The sequence below is a fragment of the Pseudoalteromonas sp. MIP2626 genome (genome assembly GCF_013414205.1).
In the GTDB taxonomy this organism is placed as follows: Bacteria; Pseudomonadota; Gammaproteobacteria; order Enterobacterales; family Alteromonadaceae; genus Pseudoalteromonas; species Pseudoalteromonas nigrifaciens.
This window is the reverse complement of record NZ_JAATTW010000002.1, coordinates 146088-165069: the sequence shown is the minus strand read 5'-3', so window position 1 is coordinate 165069 and position 18982 is coordinate 146088. Positions and strand designations below refer to the sequence as shown.

The following is an 18982-nucleotide window of genomic DNA, read 5'->3' as shown; positions in this document are numbered from 1 at the left end:
ATTAAAACAAAATACCAGATATTTAAAATGTTTGTATGTATATAAAATATAAGAAAAACGACGTTATTTGAGCGGTATAATCATAATGGTACTTTATTACTAGGGGTAGGCAGTTTATAAGGCAGGTTTAGAGTGCAATATAAAATAAACGCAGCCTTAGCTGCGTTTATTAATTTAAAAAGAGTTTATTTTTTCTCTTGAATTTGAGTTTTAAGAGGCTGATATTCAATTTTATATATAATGGTATAAAGCACAGGCACTACAATTAAAGTTAATATGGTAGCAAAACCTAAGCCAAACATAATAGTAACCGCCATTGATTGAAAAAACACATCAAATAACAGAGGGATCATCCCCAATATAGTGGTTATTGCCGCCATAGCTACAGGGCGTACACGGCTCACTCCTGAATCAAATACCGCCTGATATGGCAATTTACCTTCAGATAATTCAAGATTTATTTGATCCACTAGTACTATGCCATTTTTTATTAACATACCGCTTAAGCTTAGTAATCCTAATAATGCCATAAAGCTAAACGGCGCATTCATAACCAATAACCCTGCGCTTACTCCAATAATTGCAAGTGGTACTGTAGCCCAAATAACTAAAGGCTGCTTAACAGAGTTAAACAGTAATACAGTAATTGCAAACATAGCCAAGTAGCCAATCGGCAATGAGCCAAAAATAGCTTTTTTAGCTTTACTAGATGACTCGTATTCGCCACCCCATTGCATTTCGTAACCGCGTGGCAGCTCAATGCTTTCGATATCTGTGCGAATACGTGCAAATAGTTTAGCCGGCGTTTCGTCACTTAATACATCATGGTCAGCCATAACGGTAATAGTACGCTTACGATCGCGGCGCATAATCAAGCTGTCTTCCCATTCAACTACAAACTCATCAACAACTTGAGTAACCGGTATAAACACCCCCAGCACTGGGCTGAAAATTTGTAGGTCGTGTACACTTTCTACGTTTAAGCGCTCGTTAGCAGGAGAACGTGCAATAATTGGCAGTAATTGGGTGCCATCACGATATACACCCACTTGCTTACCCGACAAATTAGTAAGCAATACTTGATCAAGGTCTGATTTACTAATACCTAATCGACGCGCTTTTTGCTCGTTAAACTGTGGGCGGATCATTTTGGTACGTGCCCGCCAATCATCACGAATATTATGCGAACCGGTATCTTGCGCTATGATATGTTTGGCTTGAGCAGATAGTTTTCTTAGTACAACTGGATCTGGGCCAGAAAAACGCGCTTCTATTTTTGCATCAGTTGAAGGGCCTATTTCCATAGGTTTAACTTTAAGCTGTGCGGCAACCGGATTGTACTGTGCAAAGTCTCGTACTTTTTGCATAACAGTGGCAACCGCTTCGCGGTCAGTTACACGAATAATCAACTGCCCGTACGCGGGGTATGATTTTTCAGGTGCATAGGTAAGCATAAAGCGCGGAGCACCTTGGCCAACAGTACTGGTTATTTCAGTAACGAGCGGGTTTTGCTGTAAAAACGCTTCTAACTTTTTAATCCCCTCAAGCGTTGAGCGAATATCAGCGCCTTGTTCTTGCCAGTAATCGACGTAAAACATTGGCGTATTAGATGCCGGAAAAAATGATTGTTTTACAGCGCCAAAACCAACAACAGCACTACACAGCAGTACTAACATTAAAACTAAGGTGCTTTTTCTAAAGCGCATAGCAAGGTTTAAACTGGCTTTGTAACTGGTAAATATAAAACCTTGATATGGGTCGTCATACTCTTGCTCGCCATCAGCGTTTAATTGCGTTTCTTTAAACATTAAATTGGCAAAAAATGGTGTGAGGGTAATGGCAGTGATCCAGCTTAATAAAAGGGAGATTAGCAATACCCAAAATAAACTACCGGCAAACTCACCGCTGGCATCGGAGCTTAAACCGATCGGCGCAAATGCAGTAATAGCAATCACAGTTGCCCCAAGTAATGGCCACTTAGTTTGTTCAACAATATTAATAGAGGCTCTTAGCTTAGTTTGCCCACGTTTGAGGTTAATTAAAATACCTTCGGTAACAACAATGGCATTATCAACAAGCATACCAAGTGCGATTATTAGCGCACCTAACGAAATTCTTTGCAAATCTATAGCAAATAACTTCATAAAAATAAAAGTACCTAAAACGGTAAGCAGTAAAATACCGCCAATTAATAGCCCGCTTTTAACCCCCATAAACAGCAGTAACACTATAATTACAATAGCAATCGCTTCAACTAAGCTAACAATAAAACCGTTTACCGATTTTTCTACTTCGTTTGGTTGGTTATAAACAGCATTAATTTTAATCCCATGTGGCCGCTGGTACTCAAGCGACGCAAGATGCGCGTCAATGTCGTTACCTATATCAACCACATTAACGCCCGACATAAACGATACGCCAATTAACAATGCTTGCTGTTGGTTGTAACGAATAATATTGCTGGGCACTTCGGCGTACTCGCGGTATACCTTAGCTACATCACCTAAATAAATTAGTTCGCTGGCACCCGATTTAGAAATAAGCAGGGTTTCTAACTCTTTTACATCTTTAAACTCGCCAGTAGGGTGTAAGCGAATAGACTCACTGCCCACCCTAATTTTACCTGCGTTAGAAACCGTATTTTGCGATTGTAATAATTGAAAAATATGACTGGGCGCTATGCCTAATTGAGCAAGTTTTTGCGTAGAAATTTCAACCATTACTTGCGCTTGTTGCTCCCCGGCAATAGTTACTTTACTTACGCCTTTAACCAATACTAGTTCGCGTTTAAGGTAGTCTACGTAGTCTTTAAGCTCGTCGTACGAATAGCCGTCGCCAGTTACTGAATACATTACGCCGTAAACATCGGCAAAGTCATCAATAATTTTACTGGCGTATACACCACTGGGCAAAGATGGATTGAGGTCGTTAATTTTACGCCGCATTTCATCCCAAATTTGTCTTAGCTCTTGTTTTCGGTAGTTACTTTTCATTTCTACGGTAATTTGCGACTTACCATTTGATGAAATAGAGGTAACGTAATCAACGTAAGGTAATTGCTGAATCGCATTTTCGATAGGGAAAGTAACTTCTTCCTCTACTTGCTGTGGCGACGCGCCAGGATACATGGTGATAACCATGGCTTTTTTTAACGTAAATTCAGGGTCTTCTAATTGCCCTAAGTCAAAGTAAGAAACACCACCGCCAATAAGTAGCAATAGAGTAAACATCCAACTAATAACTTTTTTCTCTATAGATAGTTGTGCAAAGCTCATAATTACAGGCCTCGCTCTTTATTCCATGGGCGTACTTGCATGCCTTCTTTTAGTGAATGTACACCGGCAGAAACAATTTGCTGTCCTTCTTTAATCCCACTGAGTACTTCAATGCCGTCGCGGTGTAATTGGCCCACTTTTACTGCTTGTTTATGTATTTGGCCGGTTTGCTCGTTATATAGCCATACATAAGCGTTATCACTAATAGATTGCTGCGGATCAGAAAACACTGCCTCGTTGGGCAAAATAGTGTACGCGGCTTGTGATTGCGTTACTTTACTTAAATCGATAAGTACGCGGCCAGTCATACCGGCAAGTAAGTTAAAGTCCTCTGGTACTGGTAGCGAAAACACAACTTTATACGTTAATGTGGCGGGATCTGCTTGGGTGTCCCACTCCTTAAGTGTGAGTGTGTATTTTTTATCGTGATAGCCGTCAAAAATAACCGTTGGTTGGTATTGAGTTCCTTTAATAAAGCGCGCCACAATTCTTTCAGGTACTTGAATTTCAACATCCATTAAATCGCGGGTTTCTAAACGCAGTATATTTTGCTTTGCTTGTACACTTTCAAAGTTTTTTACAAACACTTTTGCAACAGTACCCGCAAATGGCGCTCTAAGTTGGCTATATTCCACATTCGTTTGTGCAATTTTAAAGGCCGATTCGGCAACTTGCTTGTTAGCAATAGCCTGATCAAGCTCTGATTGGCTGGTAATGCGTTTTTCGAATAGTTGTTCAATGCGCCCTAATTGTGATTTAGCCAGCTCGTAGCGGGCTTTACGCTCATTATATTGCAGCTGAAAATCTTCAGGGTCTAACTTAGCTAATAGTTGTCCTTTTTTTACATGCTGACCCGCTAATACCGGAAACTCAACCAGCTCACCACTTACTCTAAATGCAAGGTAAGAGCCTTGATTTGCAACTACTTCACCAGGAAAACTGCGAATGTTAACTTGCGAATCGTGACCAATATTAAATAACTTTACCGGGCGTATTGGCTCTTCTTTTACTTGCGGCTCAGGCTCAGAGCAGGCTATTAAACCAAGTAAAGTCGTCGTTACTACACATAGACGTAAGAGGTGCATATTTTCTCCATGAAAATTAAAAGCTAAATAAAGTCAGTGCAGCATACTCCGCAAACATATAAAATAAAATTCATTAAATTTTAAAAACTCAATAAGTTTTACTTATGTTGTTATTGGCAGTGCTATGAAACTCAACCAGCTACAAATATTAGACGCCATTGTACAAAGCGCAAGCTTAAGTGCAGCGGCACTTAAACTACACAAAACGCAGCCAGCGCTTACGTTAGCAATTAAAAGTTTAGAGACAAAAATAGGCTTTGCGCTACTCGACCGTTCGCAATACCGTTTACAATTAACCGAAAAAGGGCGGATTTTTCATCGCCAAGCGAAACAACTACTCAATAACAACGAAGAGCTTGCACAACTTGCAAAAGAGCTAGCACTGGGCAATGAAGCGCAATTTAGAATTTGTTATGAACAAATATGCCATGTGCAAAGCTACAATGAGATTATAAGTAATACTTTTAGAGTATTTAATAGCACTGAGTTTAGTTTAACCAGTGGTAAACGCTTTATTTCGTTGGAGCAAGTTAATAATGGCCAAGCAGAGCTTGGCATAGGCCCTTGGTTTGACTTGTTTCATGCTACCGGCGATTTAGAAAGCTTGCCCATAGGCAAGCTCGACATTGGTATTGTTAGCGCAAAAAATATTATACCCAACACACTTAGCTACAGTGAATTACAGTCGTACCCGTGTTTAGCCATGTTTGAAAGCGGCCTGAGTATAGACAGTGATAGGTTGTCTTATTCTAAAGGCCCAGCAATGATGAAAATTGACGATATATCGAGCTTAAAATCGTTTTTACTATCGGGCGCTGGTTGGGCTATGATCAGCTTAGAGCATTGCGCTGAAGAAATTAAATCGGGGTTATTACAAAAAGTCAGCATAACTGATCGCGAGCATGAATTTAGTACGCAAATTCGCGTTTTTAGGCAGCACTCTAGCCATCATGGGCCAGTAGCACGTACTATTTGGCAGCAGTTTACTCTACTTAGCCAGGCGTATTTGAAAAAACATGGAAATTGATAAAGAAACGCTTATTTATACCGTTATTGGTAGTATTCCTAAAGGGCAAGTTGCAAGTTATGGGCAAGTAGCCGCTATTGCGGGGTATCCGCAAAATGCGCGTTTAGTGGGGCGGTTATTAAAGCTAATGCCCAACGACTCAACAATACCTTGGCATAGAGTAGTAAACAGCCAAGGTAAAATATCGTTTCCAATAGGCAGTAATAAATATCAAGAGCAACGACAAAAGCTGTTATTAGAAGGCATTGCATTTAAAAATGAGCGAGTGAATATGCGTGTGTACCAATGGCAGTAATATAACAAGTTTAATCTGCCTGCTGTTTACTTAGCCACTTGCTTAATGAGTGCGCTGTTAAAATAGTGCTAGCGTTAAAGTGTTTATAACTAAGTGCTTAACGCAATAAAAGGGCAAGTTAAATGCTTGCCCTAGTTTGCGTGTAAAGTGCATGCTTTACACTAAGTTTTTGCCTTTTTGTTTCGCATTTTTAAGATCTTTTATAAGTGAGCAAAGTAAAATAACAAATACACCAAAGGCAATCACAGGCCAAATTAATACATAAATAGTAAGTAATGTTGTAGACATAATTTTTCCTTATTTATTGTCACTAAATTCAACAACACGTTGCTTAATTAAAGCAAAATCAAACGCGCTTTTGTTGCTGGTTAAGGTAAGCACTACACAAATAATAGCGCTGGCACCGTAAGCGGTCAGTGAGCTTAGCAATACAATATAGTCGCGTAAAAAACCTAAAGTAAAAAACAGTAGTATTACGGCTGTTATTGCGCCCAAAATTAACCCCGCAGTGCGGCCAAAAAAACCAAAACACATTAAGCCAATAACAACACCGCCGCCTACGCTTGCTATTACCTCAAAAAATAACGCGACAGCGCCAGTTAATTCCAGCCACTCAAAGCGTGCGATAATAAAGAGTAAAAACGCGCCGGTTACCGCGGCAGTAAACGCCAAATTTGTCACCTTATTCCAATATAAGCTAGAAATAACTGGAAACACAATTGCGCCCCACAGTGCGCCAACAAAAATTAGCATTGAGAGAATATCGAGTTTAAGGCTTGCAAATATAACGCCTAACATGGTGGCAACAACCATGGTAAAGCGGCCAACCCAAAGCATTTTTTTAGGGTTAGGATTGTTTTTACTTAAATGTTTACCGTATACGTCGGTCATTATAATTGCGGATAAGGCTGACAAGTCAGAATCGGCGGTGGATGAAAGCGAGCCAATAATCATCACAAATAATACCAACACCATAATGGGCGACAGGTAGGTGGCGGCCATCTGTGGAATGAGGTTATTTAAATCACCGTCTATAGGTTGCACGCCGGCTAGTAACGCCAGTAAACCCAGCATACCTAAGCCTATAACAATAGAGCCATAACCTATGGTTGCGGTAATAAAGCTCGGTTTTATTAAGTCTTCGCGTACAGCAAATAAGCGTTGGGCAATAGTTTGATTACCAATAGCGTACGCAAGAACTGCAACAAAAAATGGCGCGCCTTGCTCTAAAATGGCAGTAGTAGAGAAAAAGTCAGCTTGTTCTATTGTTAAGTTACTCATGCCTTGAGTAAATAAGTCGGGGCCATCGAGCTCAAAAAATAGCATAGGAATAATAACCACAGCGGCGAGCATCATAGCCATTAACTGGCCAAAATCGGTAAAAACCGAGGAGCGAAACCCCGACCAAAAAGTGTATATAAGCACGCCAGAGCCTGCAATTAATACCCCTTCGGTAAAGTTCAGTGGTGATAAAATATCTACTAGCGCACCGGCTGCAGTAAAGTTAACCATTAAACTAATTATACTGCCGACTATGTTTGAAGAGGCTAAAATCATTTGGCTAGCACTGCCATGCCGCGCATGCATAATTTCGGCTAAGGTACGCGCATTTGGCGCAAGCTCTCTAAAGCGCTTACCAAAGGGGTAAATAAATAAAATCATCAGTGCGCCCCAAAAACCGTAATGGATTGCCCCCGATAAACCATATTTGTACCCCGAACTTGCAGCAGCATAAAACGATGCTGCCCATATCCATGTGGCTGTCATACTCGCTGCAGACATGCTAAATCCAACGGATCCGTTGGAAACCATATAGCCATCGGCATTTTCTTGTTTTTTGCCAATACTTAGCGTGAATAAAAAGGTTAAACCATAAAAAGCAAATAAAACCAGCAGTATAGTGCTGGTACTAAACTGAAACATTTTGACTCCTTCGCCGCGTCACTCGTCATTACAATAGAGATAATAAGGTGACGGTTATTATTTATTTTACGCAGTTAAAAACGCACGTAAATAATTAGAGGGCTACTAAAAACTTTATAAAATAGCTTAATAAAACTAGTAGCAAAAAATAGCTGATACGATCATCAGTAAAGAATAATGTAAGCAAAAACGCCCACATAAGAAATTAATGTTAACACAAATGGAGGATGTTATGTGATTTAGCTTGGTTTACAGTATTAAATGCTGAAATTGGTGCTGCTCAATATTTAATATAAATCAATTTTCCGCTAACGAATAACAACCAACAGGACGGCTATTTAATGTAATTACACAGCCAGTTTTCAGTGTTTGGTTAATACAGCAATAGCAACTTAAGCCTTATCGTTACCCTAAAAGGAAGTAAAATGTCGCTCTACCCATTTAAAAAATATTCAGCCACAGTGCCCACCCAGTGGGTTGATTTTAACGGCCATATGAATACAAAATATTATGGTTTAGTTATTTACGATGCGCATATAGATTTTACCGAACATCTGGATTTAGGTGAGCGATACCGTTATGCAAATAACTGCAGCAAAGCATTAGTAGAGAGCCATTGTATTTTTGAAAGGGAGTTGTGCGAAGGCGATGAAATTGAGGTTGTGTCTTGGCTGTTGTACGTTGATGAAAAACGTATTCATACATTTCATGAAATATATTGCACCAATAAAGGGTATCGCGCCGCTGCGGGCGAGCACTTAGATTTGCATATTGATTTAGCAACCAGGCGAGTATCTCCATTTCCAAGTGAGGTGCTAGAGCGTTTAAAGGTAATAGAGCAGCAATTTTGCCAACTACCCAAGCCCGTTAAAGTAGGCAGTACAATTAAAATACCCAGCATAACTTGAACTATGGATAACAAATCTATTTCAAGCAGCTATTTTCGGCGCTAACTACGTTAAAATTACTTGCAATAGGCTAGCTATTGGTGCGTTAATTCGCCTTGTTTTCACTGAAAATCTCTTAATCAGAGTTCATGTTATATATTTCACGTTGATTTTATTTTAGCGGCAGGTAGAGCATAAGCTGCCGCTAAAGCGAAACACAAAGCGGTTAATTTTTAGCGTTATTTATTTTTAACTGTTCTTTTTCTAAATATGTTTGGCTGCCAACCCCAATGCAGCGCGCCCAAACGTAAAAATACGGTAATAAACAAGGAGCCTAAAATACACCATATATAAGACACTCCGAGTAAAAACAACGCTGCATAAGTTAAACCGCCCGACAGACACGCAGTAGAATACAGCTCTTCGCGCATTACTAGCGGAATTTCTCTGCAAATTACATCGCGCATTAGCCCGCCAAATATACCGGTAGTCATACCCATGGTAATGGCAACTATCATGGTAGTGCCTTCAATTAACGACTTTTCAATGCCGACAATGTTAAATATAGCCATGCCTAATACATCAACTAGCAGCATGTAATAATTAGATACGTGCGGTAAATGGCGAATAAACACCACCGCAATAAATATTGCGCCATAGGTGGCGTATAAATAATCGGGCTCTGCAATCCAAAACACTGGCTGATTTAATAATATATCACGCAGTGTACCGCCGCCAAGCGCAGTAACTGAGCCTACAACTACAACACCAAAACCCCCAATGTTTTTTTCGTGGCCTAATAAAGTGCCCGATATAGCAAAAAAGGCCACCCCAATTAAACTCATAAAATGAAAGTATTCAAACGCCATGGTGTGGTTTCCTTACCATAATTAGGAGAGGTAGAATTAATAAACAGTGTAGCGTATTTAAAATTTATTATTGCTGAACACTCCCCCACAACAATAGCTTTAATATGAAATTACGTAGGTTGGTTTAGGCGCAGTGAACCCAACGAAAAAAGGCAGCATCAATTAATCTAGGCGTTTTGCATTATAGATTGGCTTAAATAATTGGCTAAACTAAGCATCAATTTAATAAATAAAATAAACCTTATTCACGATTTTATCGGCTTTATCAGAGGACGCTTTCCCTTCAATACACATAAAGACTAATGCCCACATAGTGGCAAACGCAGCCGGCAATAACAAATAAGTGCCAAATGGCGTGGCTAAATTGGGTGTTTTTGGCGCTGTAAAATACTGTGCCTAGGCTGTAAAAAATGCCGCCGGCGAGTAGCCAATATAATGCGTTTACATCAATTGCTAAGTAAAGCGGATAAATAATGGCGAGTGCAAACCATCCCATAAGTAAGTAGGTGGCAAGGGAGACTTTTTTATTACCATTGTGAACTAAAACTTTATACGCTACGCCAGCAAGTGCCACTGACCAAATAAAGGTGAGGGTTGCCCAAGACCAAACACCTGTTAACGACAGGTGTAAAAAGGGAGTGTAAGTACCGGCAATAAGAATATAAATAGCGCAGTGGTCGCACTTTTTATAAAATGCCCTGAGCCTAGGTTGTACACTGGCGTGATATAAAGTAGATGATAAAAACAAAATAAAGATGCTGGCGCTATAAATCGTTGCACTTATATAGGCTTTGGTGCTACTTGATTGATTAAACAGATCCCACATTACCCAGAAAGCAAATAACACACCTATTGCATGGCTAATTACATTGAGCTGTTCTTCTTTACGCGAATAGGGCGCATTCGATGACATAACTGATCCTACCACTTTTAATTGTTTTCAGTGTACGTGTGTACGCTGAATCTTTCAATTATTATAAGCAAACATAAGGGCAAACTTTCGCTTGCTTTAAAGGCTCATTAATTCAATATGTTTTACTACAAAATAGGCTGAACACTCAACTGTTACTGAAAGGGAAATTATGCAAAAAAGCTTTAAAGCAGCATTACTTAGCGCTTTAATTTACCCAGGTGCTGGGCACTTTGCGTTAAAAAAGCATTTAATAGGCGCTATTTTTGCGGGAGTATTTTCGGTTTTACTACTGTTAACTTTACAAGAGGTGTATGCAATGGCGCAATGCATAGCTAATGACATAGTAAACACAAGGGGCGGTGCTAGCTTTGATGATATTTTGGCTGCAGTAAAGCACCCATCAGCGCACTGTGCAGCATTAGGGCAATACCAGTATATTTACTTAATGTTGGTTATTTGGTTTTTGAGCATAGTAGATGCTTATAGGTTAGGTAGAAAGGTGGTTAAATAAACAGCGGTATTGGCGCATAAATACAGCGTGTTATATTAACTAAAATTTAGCTGAAAAGTTAAATTAATTAGTTATATTAACCAACGCTGAATTTCATTTTCGGCTACTAATATTTAAATCTGCTTTATAAACAGTTGGTTACAATTTTAATTTAGTGTGGCACATCCCTTGAATATGTAATTGAGTCGAAACAATACACAAACAAGGAAATCCATTATGAAACATTCAATTAAAATCGCTATGGCAAGTTTATTAGTATTAGGTTCATTGCAAGCAAACGCAACCGAAGTTGACCTTGATGTAACTGATATGCTCACACAAACAATTACCAGCTATATATCGCAAACCACCATAGAGCTTGAAAACTCAATAAAAGACACGCTTACTTTTAATACCGAAACTATGCTTAATAGCTGGTTAAGTGAGCCATTAATTACCGATACTCAAGCTGAAATTAAAACCGAAAATACCGTTAAACCAGTGCAATAATATACGTCAATTATAAGGAATAACCCTATGAGCAGTGAATTTGGATTATTTGCTTTAATGCTGGCGCCGGTTGTAAGTATGATCAGCGCTTATTATTCGGTGCAATTACTTAAAAGTATGGGAGCGTGGTTTAATATTTAACATTGGTTTAATAAAAGCTGATCGACTTAGTTAAAGCGCACGTAAATGAAGGCAGAATGTTTTAAACAAGTAGACTTTATGAAACGTGCGATTTTTCCATTACCCTTATTTATCCTCCCTGACGGTTATACGCGTTTGCGCATATTTGAACCTCGCTATTTAAATATGGTTAAAAGCGCATTAAAAGAAAACATTGGCTTTGTGCTTTGTAGTTTTGAGCACGACACGCCATTTAATATCAGCGCCCAAGGTTGCCTAATGAACATTATTGACTTTGATCAAGATGATAATGGCATGCTACTTATAGATGTATGTGCTACTCAAAGTGTGCAAATAAACGATGTGTTTCAAGACGAGCAAGAACTGCGCTACGGTTTAGTGTCGAACTGTAATACGCCTTATTGGTACACAGAGGCAAACAATAATATTGGCGAGCATAAACGCCTACAAGATACGCTGCGTGAAGTGTTCACTAATAACCCAGAGCTTAGTTCATTATATAAACAAACCTATTTTGACAAGCTTACTTGGGTTGCTGCTCGATGGCTTGAGCTGTTACCTATATCTATTGAGAAAAAACAGCAACTTGCGTTTGAAACTAACTTTGATAACTTACTAAGTTTCCTCCATACTGTGATTAATAACGAATTTGCCTAATTTAATTTGATCCTTATTTAATTATTGCCCGTATTTACATGTACTAAAGCAATAACGGGATAAATTACTATGGTAAGTCAACAACAATCATTACGTTGTGAACCTAATACAGGTAAGTACACTGCCATGCCAGAAACGCCAAGTAAGGAATTGATGCAAGCATTAATTGATGTTGCACAAAGCCGCGATAAAAAAGCATTTGCTTATTTATTTGAATATTTTTCGCCAAAAATTAAACGTTTTGGTATCAAGCAATTTGGTATTGAAGCTCAAGCAATGGAGTTAGTGCAAGAAACACTAACATCGGTTTGGCGTAAAGCACATTTGTACAATAGTGACAAAGGGGCTGCGACTACTTGGGTTTACACGGTAATGCGAAATGCTTCGTTTGATATGCTGCGCAAAATGAAAAGCAATAAAGAAGAAAACATCAGCGAAGATATTTGGCCGTTATTGAACGAATCGCAAAATACGCATCACGAATACACAGATCATTTAGAAGATAAACAAATTAAACGCTACCTTGAAAAGCTACCAGTAGCTCAGCGGGAAGTAGTAAGAGGTGTTTATTTTCAAGATATGTCGCAAGAACAACTTGCACAACAACTTAATATTCCAGTAGGCACGGTAAAATCACGGTTACGTTTAGCCTTGCAAAAATTACGTAATGAAATGGGAGATCAGCATGATTAAACATCACCCGAGTGATACTTTACTGACACAATATTGCAGTGCATCACTTAGCGCATCGTTAAGTTTAGCTGTGTCTATACACGTAGATATGTGCCCAGTATGCCAAGAAAAAGTAACAAAGCTTGAAGCTGATAATGCAGCTGAAGTGTTTAACGATGCATTACCTTCAGAGGCTAAGGATGATACTAGTGGTTATTTTGAGCAAGAAAGCTCAAGCTTATTTGACTTAATAACCAGCGATACCAGTATTGATGAAGTATACGAAGTTGAACCAATTGCTGTTGAAATAAACCAGCAAAATTATCAACTGCCGCGTGCTTTAACACGTATTTCGCACAGCAAATTTACTCAAGTTGGCAAACTAGCCCGCTCGCGCGTTGCCCTAGATGATGGCCCATTACGTACCAGCTTATTGCACATTGCTGCGGGTGGAGAAATACCAGAGCATACTCATACCGGATTTGAGATTACTTTGTTACTAAACGGCGAGTTTAGCGACGAAGAGGGTAGCTACGTACCGGGTGATTTTATTTGGCAAGATGGCAGCCATCTGCACACACCGGTAACAAAAGAAGGCTGTTTATGCTTTACAGTAGTCAGTAGTGCGCTACATTTTAATAAAGGGCTGAGTAAGTTACTTAACCCAATTGGTAATTTAATTTACTAATATAAACAGTTTATTAGGGATATTATGCAAGCGGATACAATTAAAATAGGCATTAGTGCATGCCTAGCAGGCGAAAAAGTGCGTTTTGACACAGGCCATAAACGCTCAAACTTTTGTATGGATGAGTTTGCAAAGCATGTTGAATATACGCGCTTTTGCCCAGAGGTTGCGGTAGGTTTACCTATTCCAAGGCCTACTATTCGCCAAGTACGAGTAGGCGATACTATCAAAGTGTGTCGCCCTGATGGTTCTGGCGACGTTGGCCCACAACTTACTGCTTACGGTATTAAAGTAGCAACCGAACAAGCGAAAGAGCTAAGCGGTTTTGTGTTTTGTGCTAAAAGCCCAAGCTGTGGCATGGAGCGCATTAAAATATACAATGAAGCGGGAACTGGTAATACATCAGAAGGCGTTGGCTTTTTTGCAGAGCAAATAATGAAGCACAATCCATTATTACCGTGCGAAGAAAATGGCCGTTTAAACGACATGCACTTGCGTGAAAACTTTGTAATGCGAGTGTATACGTTTAAAAATTGGCAAAAATTAATACAGCAGCCACTGAACGTTCATCGCTTAACCCAGTTTCATGCGCAATATAAATACTTGTTAATGGCGCATAATTACCAAGCTTACCGCGATCTAGGTCATTTGTTAGGTACGTTTTTAGGTGATGACGTAACCGAGCTTGCTGATAAGTACATTTTAGGTTTGATGAATGGACTTAAAAAGCCAGCCTCACGCAAAAATAATTGTAATACCTTAATGCACTTACAGGGCTACTTTAAAAAAGATTTATCGTCAGTCGAAAAACAAGAAATGCGAGAAGCAATTGATGAATACAGCGATGGTTTAGTGCCTCTTTACGTGCCACTTACTTTGCTAAAGCATCATTTAAAGGTGCACCCAAACGAGTATCTTGAAAAACAAGTATTTTTTAATCCTTATCCTAATGAATTAAAACTACGCTACGGTATTTAATGAACACATTATTTTGGTTTAGGCGCGATTTGCGCCTTTTTTCTAATGAGGCGCTAATTCAAGCGCTTAATAATGGCGCTAACCACGCTATTTTTTTTATCTGCGAAAAACAATGGCAGCAGCATCAAGCAGCGCCAATACAAATTGACTTACTTAAACGTCGCATTACTTACCTGCACCAGCAACTTGCTGATCACGGTATTACCTTACACATTATTGACGCACCATACTTTACTGATTGCGAAACTCAACTCATTGATTTTTGTAAGGCTAATAATGTTAAGCATGTAATTGCCAATACCGAGTATGAACTAAACGAAGTAAACCGCGATAAAGCCATTTTAGCAAAGTGCGATGAGCTTTCTATTACGTTTACCTTGTACGAAGGCGATTTAATTGCCCCGGTAGGCAGCGTTAAAAACCAAAGCAACGAAATGTACAAAGTATTTACGCCATTTAAACGCGCTTGGTTAAAGCAGTACATTGAGGTGCATTTTTCTTTGCCGCAGTGGCCTGTAGAGCACGTTAGCGGCGGTGCGCAGTTAAGCAAAAACGAAACAAATTTACTCAAAGGCGATAGCAGCTCTGAAAAATGGCCCGTTGATGATAAAACATTGGCCACTGTGGTCGATAACTTTATTTGCGATAAACTAACAAGTTACGACGATCACCGTGATATTCCCATTATTAAAGGCACCTCAGGCCTTAGCCCTTATTTAGCGCTAGGTATTATTAGTACCAAGCAATTATTAATAAATATACAACAGCGCTACCCCGATATTTTAAGCACTTCAAAAAGCAAAACCTTTACTTGGGTTAATGAGCTTATTTGGCGTGAATTTTATCGGCATTTAATTGCGCAATTTCCAAAGCTTTCGCGTGGCGATAATTTTAACGAAAAGTATAACGCGGTAGTTTGGCGTAGCAGCGATGACGACTTTAAAGCATGGTGCGAAGGCCGCACAGGTTACCCGCTTGTTGACGCTGCGATGAGGCAACTCTTGCAAACCGGGTGGATGCATAACCGTTTACGCATGGTGGTTGCTAGCTTTTTAACTAAACACCTACTTATAGATTGGCGCAAAGGCGAGCGTTTTTTTATGCAACACCTTATAGATGGCGATTTGGCCTCTAATAATGGAGGTTGGCAGTGGGCGGCAAGTACCGGGTGTGATGCACAGCCTTACTTTAGAGTTTTTAATCCTATAAGACAAAGTGAACGCTTTGATCCAAACGGCGAATTTATTCGTAAATACATACCAGAGCTTGAAAACGTGCCAGATAAACACATTCACTTTCCACATAGTTATTTAGCCTCATTGGGGCAAAGTGATTCGTGTTATTGGCCAGCAATTGTTGATCATAAAGCGGCGCGAGAGCGTGCCCTAGCAGCATTTAAGGTATGATATGGATAACCAGTTACCAGTAGATAAGTTTGTAGATTTATATCAAAAACTTAATAATAGTAACCTTGATTTATTAAGTGAAATTTACTGCGACGATATACAATTTACCGACCCAATGCACAACATTAATGGCATTGTTGAGCTGCGCAAATACTTTGCTAATTTGTATAGCAATGTTACGCATTGCCAGTTTGATATAACTGATTCCTTCAGTGTTGCCAATAATGCCTTTGTGTATTGGAGTATGCATTATGTGCATCCTAAATTAGCCTCAGGAAACACCATTACTGTGCAGGGGCACAGTAAGCTTACATTTAACGGTGACAAAATAATTGAGCACCGCGACTATTTTAACGTAGGCGAGCTACTGTATAAGCATATTCCTTTATTAGGCCGTGTTATTAAGCTTATAGATAAAAGGGCGGGCTAATTATGATCACACTTATTACCGGTGCTACCTCAGGTATTGGCGAACAATTAGCAATAAAATATGCCGAGCAAGGCGATACTGTTATTGCTTGCGGTCGTAACAGCGAAAAGTTAGCTGAGCTTGCTAAGCATAACAACATTCAAACCTGCCAATTTGATGCCACAAATTTACAACAAATAAAATCTGCTACCATTGGCTTTGCTCATTTTGATCGGGTCATACTCAATGCTGGTAACTGCGAATACGTTGACGATGCACGAAATTTTGACAGCGCCTTATTTGAGCGGGTCATTAGCGTTAATTTACTGGCTATGGGGTATTGCTTAGAAGCTTTATTACCTAAAATAAATAGTGGTGGCCAGCTGGTGTTAGTCAGCTCAAGTGTAACCTATTTAGCACTACCGCGCTCAGAGGCGTATGGCGCTTCTAAAGCGGGTGTAAGCTACTTGGCTAAAAGCTTAGCAATTGATTTAAATGACGTTGATGTAACCTTAGTGCATCCTGGTTTTGTTAAAACCCCTCTAACTAATAGGAATGACTTTCCTATGCCTATGGCCGTTACAGCGCAAAAAGCGGCAGACTACATGATAAAAGGCATACACAAGCGTCGTAAAGAAGTGCATTTTCCGTATCGTTTTACACTAATATTAAAAGCACTGCGCATATTACCATTGCCGCTGTGGCTCAAAATTGCAAAAGGACTAGCGCGTTGAAAAAAATAGCTATAATTGGCACTGGCGTTTCAGGTTTAACCTGTGGGCATTTATTGCATAAGCACTATGATGTAACGCTATTTGAAAAAAACAATTACATTGGTGGCCACACGGCTACGGTTGATGTGCAAGTTGATGGTATTGAACACGCTATTGATACTGGTTTTATTGTATTTAATAACAGAACCTACCCTTATTTTGAAAAGTTATTAGCGCGTATTGGCGTTGATAAGCAAGAAACCGAAATGAGTTTTAGTGTGCATAACGATGCCACAGGTTTTGAATACAACGGCCATACCTTTACGAGTTTATTTGCACAGCGTCGTAATATTTTTAGACCACAGTTTTGGCGTTTACTGTACGACATAGTTAGGTTTAATAAATTATGTAAAACAATACACGAGCAAGGCAGCTATAAAGCCGATCACTCATTAGGTGAGCTACTAAGTGAGCATAATTTTAACGACTTTTTTAAATATCATTATATTTTACCTATGGGCGCTGCTATTTGGTCTACCAGCATTAAAGAAATGCAAAATGTAGGCGTAGAATTTTTTGTTAAATTCTTTTTTAATCATGGTTTATTAGATGTAGTAAACAGGCCGCAATGGTATGTAATACCTGGTGGTTCTCGTCAATATATTAACCCGCTAATTAGAGGCTTTGCCGATAAAATCAAACTCAATACAGATATTAAATCAGTAACTAGAGCTGCCGATAAAGTAACCATTGTGTTTGCTAATGGTGAGCAAAGCGAGTTTGATAAAGTGATATTTGCTTGTCATTCAAATCAGGCGTTAGCGTTATTGGGCGATGCCAGCGAGCAAGAAAAGTCAGTGTTGGGCGCTATTCCTTATACCGAAAATTCAGTGGTACTACATACCGATACTAATTTATTACCCGACAGAAAAGCAGCCTGGGCTAGTTGGAATTATTTACTAAATAATAATACCGATAAAGCGGCTGTTGTTACGTATCAAATGAATATACTTCAAGGGTTACAGTCAGATACGCAGTTTTGTGTAACATTGAACCATCTACAAGGAATAGAAAAGAGTAAGATATTACGTGAATTTACTTACCATCACCCAGTATTTAACCAAGAATCGATAGCCGCGCAGCAACAAAAGCACAGCATTGACGGGAAAAATAATAGCTATTTTTGTGGTGCGTATTGGTATAACGGTTTTCACGAAGATGGGGTGCATAGTGGCGTAGACGTTGCCAAACAGCTTGGGGTTGAATTTGACTAGCGCTGTATATTTAGGCGATGTAAAACATCGCCGTTTTGCGGTTAAAAGCCATAGCTTTAGTTACCCTTTGTACATGATGTGGGTTGATTTAAATAACCCACAGCAATTAAACGGTGTGCATAGCCAATTGGGCAGTTCAGGTTTTAAAGCTCTTAAATTTAACCAAGCAGACTATCTAAATAAAGACCCTCAATTAAATACCTTTTCGTTAGTAGAGCGCGCGCGCAAACACCTTGCAAAGCTAGGTGTTAAACAAACCTTTAGCCATGTTTATATGCTTGGGCAATTACGCTGTTTAGGTATTTACTTTAGCCCTGTAAACTTTTATTTTTTTGGCCATAACGAAACAAAATTTAGCTACATGATTGCAGAGGTTAGCAACACACCTTGGAATGAACGCCACTATTATTTAGTTCCGTTAGAAAAAAAAGTGAACTTTAAGAAAACCTTTTCCGTATCACCCTTTATGGACTTGGACATGAACTACCACTGGCATATTCGACAAACGCAGGATAAAGCATTAATACAGATTAAAAATATACGCGACGAACAGGTATTATTCGACGCTACACTAAGGTTAAAACGCCACGAATTAACTGAGCAACAAGTAAGTAGGTTGCTTAAACGTTTTCCGGCGATGACTTGGTCAATTTTTAAGGGTATTTATTATCAAGCATTAAAGTTGTTTATTAAAAGAGTGCCTTTTTTAGGCCACTCAGGTAAGCCATAAAGCAAGTTGTTATGTTGTTTAAGAGTAATAATATAGGTGA

At 39.2% G+C, this 18982-nt stretch carries 20 protein-coding genes; 14 read left to right on the top strand and 6 right to left on the bottom strand.

The window, feature by feature from the left end; translation table 11 throughout:
- Positions 1-185: 185 nt before the first annotated feature.
- Entirely contained in the window at positions 186-3275 is a 3090-nt protein-coding gene (locus HC000_RS02580; protein ID WP_179806890.1) for an efflux RND transporter permease subunit, read from the bottom strand.
- Between the two features lie 2 nt (positions 3276-3277).
- Positions 3278-4360 carry an efflux RND transporter periplasmic adaptor subunit gene (locus HC000_RS02575; protein ID WP_179806889.1) on the bottom strand — a complete coding sequence of 361 codons (1083 nt, stop codon included), beginning with the start codon at positions 4358-4360 and terminating at the stop codon, positions 3278-3280.
- 124 nt (positions 4361-4484) lie between these two features.
- Here HC000_RS02575 and HC000_RS02570 point away from each other — a divergent pair, with 124 nt between their 5' ends.
- A complete protein-coding gene (locus HC000_RS02570; RefSeq protein ID WP_179806888.1) occupies positions 4485-5387 on the top strand; it encodes a LysR family transcriptional regulator in 903 nt (300 codons plus the stop codon).
- Positions 5377-5682 carry an MGMT family protein gene (locus HC000_RS02565; RefSeq protein ID WP_011330066.1) on the top strand — a complete coding sequence of 102 codons (306 nt, stop codon included), beginning with the start codon at positions 5377-5379 and terminating at the stop codon, positions 5680-5682. Before HC000_RS02570 ends, HC000_RS02565 begins: the two co-directional genes overlap by 11 nt.
- 156 nt (positions 5683-5838) lie before the next feature.
- Here the strand turns inward: HC000_RS02565 and HC000_RS18410 are convergent, their stop codons facing one another.
- Complete coding sequence (locus HC000_RS18410) at positions 5839-5970, bottom strand: putative transporter small subunit (protein WP_011330067.1); 132 nt, start codon at positions 5968-5970, stop codon at positions 5839-5841.
- 9 nt (positions 5971-5979) lie between these two features.
- Positions 5980-7605, bottom strand: coding sequence for a sodium:proline symporter (locus tag HC000_RS02560; protein ID WP_011330068.1), 1626 nt, complete (start codon positions 7603-7605; stop codon positions 5980-5982).
- A 425-nt stretch (positions 7606-8030) separates the two neighbouring features.
- Here HC000_RS02560 and HC000_RS02555 point away from each other — a divergent pair, with 425 nt between their 5' ends.
- On the top strand, positions 8031-8513 hold the full coding sequence (locus tag HC000_RS02555) for a thioesterase family protein (protein ID WP_011330069.1): 483 nt from the start codon (positions 8031-8033) through the stop codon (positions 8511-8513).
- Positions 8514-8731: 218 nt separating this feature from the next.
- Here the strand turns inward: HC000_RS02555 and HC000_RS02550 are convergent, their stop codons facing one another.
- Positions 8732-9361, bottom strand: a complete 630-nt coding sequence (locus HC000_RS02550) for a trimeric intracellular cation channel family protein (protein ID WP_011330070.1) — start codon at positions 9359-9361, stop codon at positions 8732-8734.
- Positions 9362-9644: 283 nt separating this feature from the next.
- The gene (locus HC000_RS02545) at positions 9645-10274 is read right to left on the bottom strand and encodes a hemolysin III family protein (RefSeq protein ID WP_179806887.1); all 630 of its coding nucleotides are present in this window, start codon (positions 10272-10274) and stop codon (positions 9645-9647) included.
- 169 nt (positions 10275-10443) lie between these two features.
- Here HC000_RS02545 and HC000_RS02540 point away from each other — a divergent pair, with 169 nt between their 5' ends.
- From HC000_RS02540 to HC000_RS02490, 11 genes are all read left to right on the top strand, one after another.
- Positions 10444-10785, top strand: a complete 342-nt coding sequence (locus HC000_RS02540) for a hypothetical protein (RefSeq protein ID WP_179806886.1) — start codon at positions 10444-10446, stop codon at positions 10783-10785.
- Positions 10786-11001: 216 nt separating this feature from the next.
- The gene (locus tag HC000_RS02535) at positions 11002-11274 is read left to right on the top strand and encodes a hypothetical protein (protein WP_179806885.1); all 273 of its coding nucleotides are present in this window, start codon (positions 11002-11004) and stop codon (positions 11272-11274) included.
- A gap of 219 nt (positions 11275-11493) precedes the next feature.
- Entirely contained in the window at positions 11494-12072 is a 579-nt protein-coding gene (locus HC000_RS02530; protein WP_179806884.1) for an LON peptidase substrate-binding domain-containing protein, read from the top strand.
- A 69-nt stretch (positions 12073-12141) separates the two neighbouring features.
- Positions 12142-12765, top strand: a complete 624-nt coding sequence (locus HC000_RS02525) for a sigma-70 family RNA polymerase sigma factor (RefSeq protein ID WP_011330075.1) — start codon at positions 12142-12144, stop codon at positions 12763-12765.
- Positions 12758-13432 (top strand): ChrR family anti-sigma-E factor, encoded by a 675-nt coding sequence (locus HC000_RS02520; protein WP_011330076.1) that lies wholly within the window; start codon positions 12758-12760, stop codon positions 13430-13432. The genes HC000_RS02525 and HC000_RS02520 overlap by 8 nt, the downstream gene beginning before the upstream one ends.
- 24 nt (positions 13433-13456) lie before the next feature.
- Complete coding sequence (locus HC000_RS02515; protein WP_011330077.1) at positions 13457-14410, top strand: DUF523 and DUF1722 domain-containing protein; 954 nt, start codon at positions 13457-13459, stop codon at positions 14408-14410.
- Complete coding sequence (phrB, locus tag HC000_RS02510; protein WP_179806883.1) at positions 14410-15816, top strand: deoxyribodipyrimidine photo-lyase; 1407 nt, start codon at positions 14410-14412, stop codon at positions 15814-15816. The genes HC000_RS02515 and phrB overlap by 1 nt, the downstream gene beginning before the upstream one ends.
- Before the next feature lies 1 nt (position 15817).
- On the top strand, positions 15818-16246 hold the full coding sequence (locus HC000_RS02505; protein WP_179806882.1) for a nuclear transport factor 2 family protein: 429 nt from the start codon (positions 15818-15820) through the stop codon (positions 16244-16246).
- Between the two features lie 2 nt (positions 16247-16248).
- Entirely contained in the window at positions 16249-16959 is a 711-nt protein-coding gene (locus HC000_RS02500) for an SDR family NAD(P)-dependent oxidoreductase (protein ID WP_179806881.1), read from the top strand.
- Positions 16956-18212: an FAD-dependent oxidoreductase gene (locus tag HC000_RS02495; RefSeq protein WP_179806880.1), complete on the top strand. Its 1257-nt coding sequence runs from the start codon at positions 16956-16958 to the stop codon at positions 18210-18212. Before HC000_RS02500 ends, HC000_RS02495 begins: the two co-directional genes overlap by 4 nt.
- Positions 18205-18942: a DUF1365 domain-containing protein gene (locus HC000_RS02490; RefSeq protein WP_179806879.1), complete on the top strand. Its 738-nt coding sequence runs from the start codon at positions 18205-18207 to the stop codon at positions 18940-18942. Before HC000_RS02495 ends, HC000_RS02490 begins: the two co-directional genes overlap by 8 nt.
- Positions 18943-18982: the final 40 nt, after the last annotated feature.

What these genes read in the sequence shown, in the direction of transcription:
- HC000_RS02565 (WP_011330066.1), top strand. Translation starts at nt 5,377, where the DNA reads ATGGAAATTGATAAAGAAACGCTTATTTATACCGTTATTGGTAGTATT.
- HC000_RS02555 (WP_011330069.1), top strand. Translation starts at nt 8,031, where the DNA reads ATGTCGCTCTACCCATTTAAAAAATATTCAGCCACAGTGCCCACCCAG.
- HC000_RS02535 (WP_179806885.1), top strand. Translation starts at nt 11,002, where the DNA reads ATGAAACATTCAATTAAAATCGCTATGGCAAGTTTATTAGTATTAGGT.
- HC000_RS02570 (WP_179806888.1), top strand. Translation starts at nt 4,485, where the DNA reads ATGAAACTCAACCAGCTACAAATATTAGACGCCATTGTACAAAGCGCA.
- HC000_RS02575 (WP_179806889.1), bottom strand. Translation starts at nt 4,360, where the DNA reads ATGCACCTCTTACGTCTATGTGTAGTAACGACGACTTTACTTGGTTTA.
- HC000_RS02530 (WP_179806884.1), top strand. Translation starts at nt 11,494, where the DNA reads ATGAAACGTGCGATTTTTCCATTACCCTTATTTATCCTCCCTGACGGT.
- HC000_RS02505 (WP_179806882.1), top strand. Translation starts at nt 15,818, where the DNA reads ATGGATAACCAGTTACCAGTAGATAAGTTTGTAGATTTATATCAAAAA.
- HC000_RS02580 (WP_179806890.1), bottom strand. Translation starts at nt 3,275, where the DNA reads ATGAGCTTTGCACAACTATCTATAGAGAAAAAAGTTATTAGTTGGATG.
- phrB (WP_179806883.1), top strand. Translation starts at nt 14,410, where the DNA reads ATGAACACATTATTTTGGTTTAGGCGCGATTTGCGCCTTTTTTCTAAT.
- HC000_RS02515 (WP_011330077.1), top strand. Translation starts at nt 13,457, where the DNA reads ATGCAAGCGGATACAATTAAAATAGGCATTAGTGCATGCCTAGCAGGC.
- HC000_RS02550 (WP_011330070.1), bottom strand. Translation starts at nt 9,361, where the DNA reads ATGGCGTTTGAATACTTTCATTTTATGAGTTTAATTGGGGTGGCCTTT.
- HC000_RS02500 (WP_179806881.1), top strand. Translation starts at nt 16,249, where the DNA reads ATGATCACACTTATTACCGGTGCTACCTCAGGTATTGGCGAACAATTA.
- HC000_RS02520 (WP_011330076.1), top strand. Translation starts at nt 12,758, where the DNA reads ATGATTAAACATCACCCGAGTGATACTTTACTGACACAATATTGCAGT.
- HC000_RS18410 (WP_011330067.1), bottom strand. Translation starts at nt 5,970, where the DNA reads ATGTCTACAACATTACTTACTATTTATGTATTAATTTGGCCTGTGATT.
- HC000_RS02560 (WP_011330068.1), bottom strand. Translation starts at nt 7,605, where the DNA reads ATGTTTCAGTTTAGTACCAGCACTATACTGCTGGTTTTATTTGCTTTT.
- HC000_RS02540 (WP_179806886.1), top strand. Translation starts at nt 10,444, where the DNA reads ATGCAAAAAAGCTTTAAAGCAGCATTACTTAGCGCTTTAATTTACCCA.
- HC000_RS02525 (WP_011330075.1), top strand. Translation starts at nt 12,142, where the DNA reads ATGGTAAGTCAACAACAATCATTACGTTGTGAACCTAATACAGGTAAG.
- HC000_RS02545 (WP_179806887.1), bottom strand. Translation starts at nt 10,274, where the DNA reads ATGTCATCGAATGCGCCCTATTCGCGTAAAGAAGAACAGCTCAATGTA.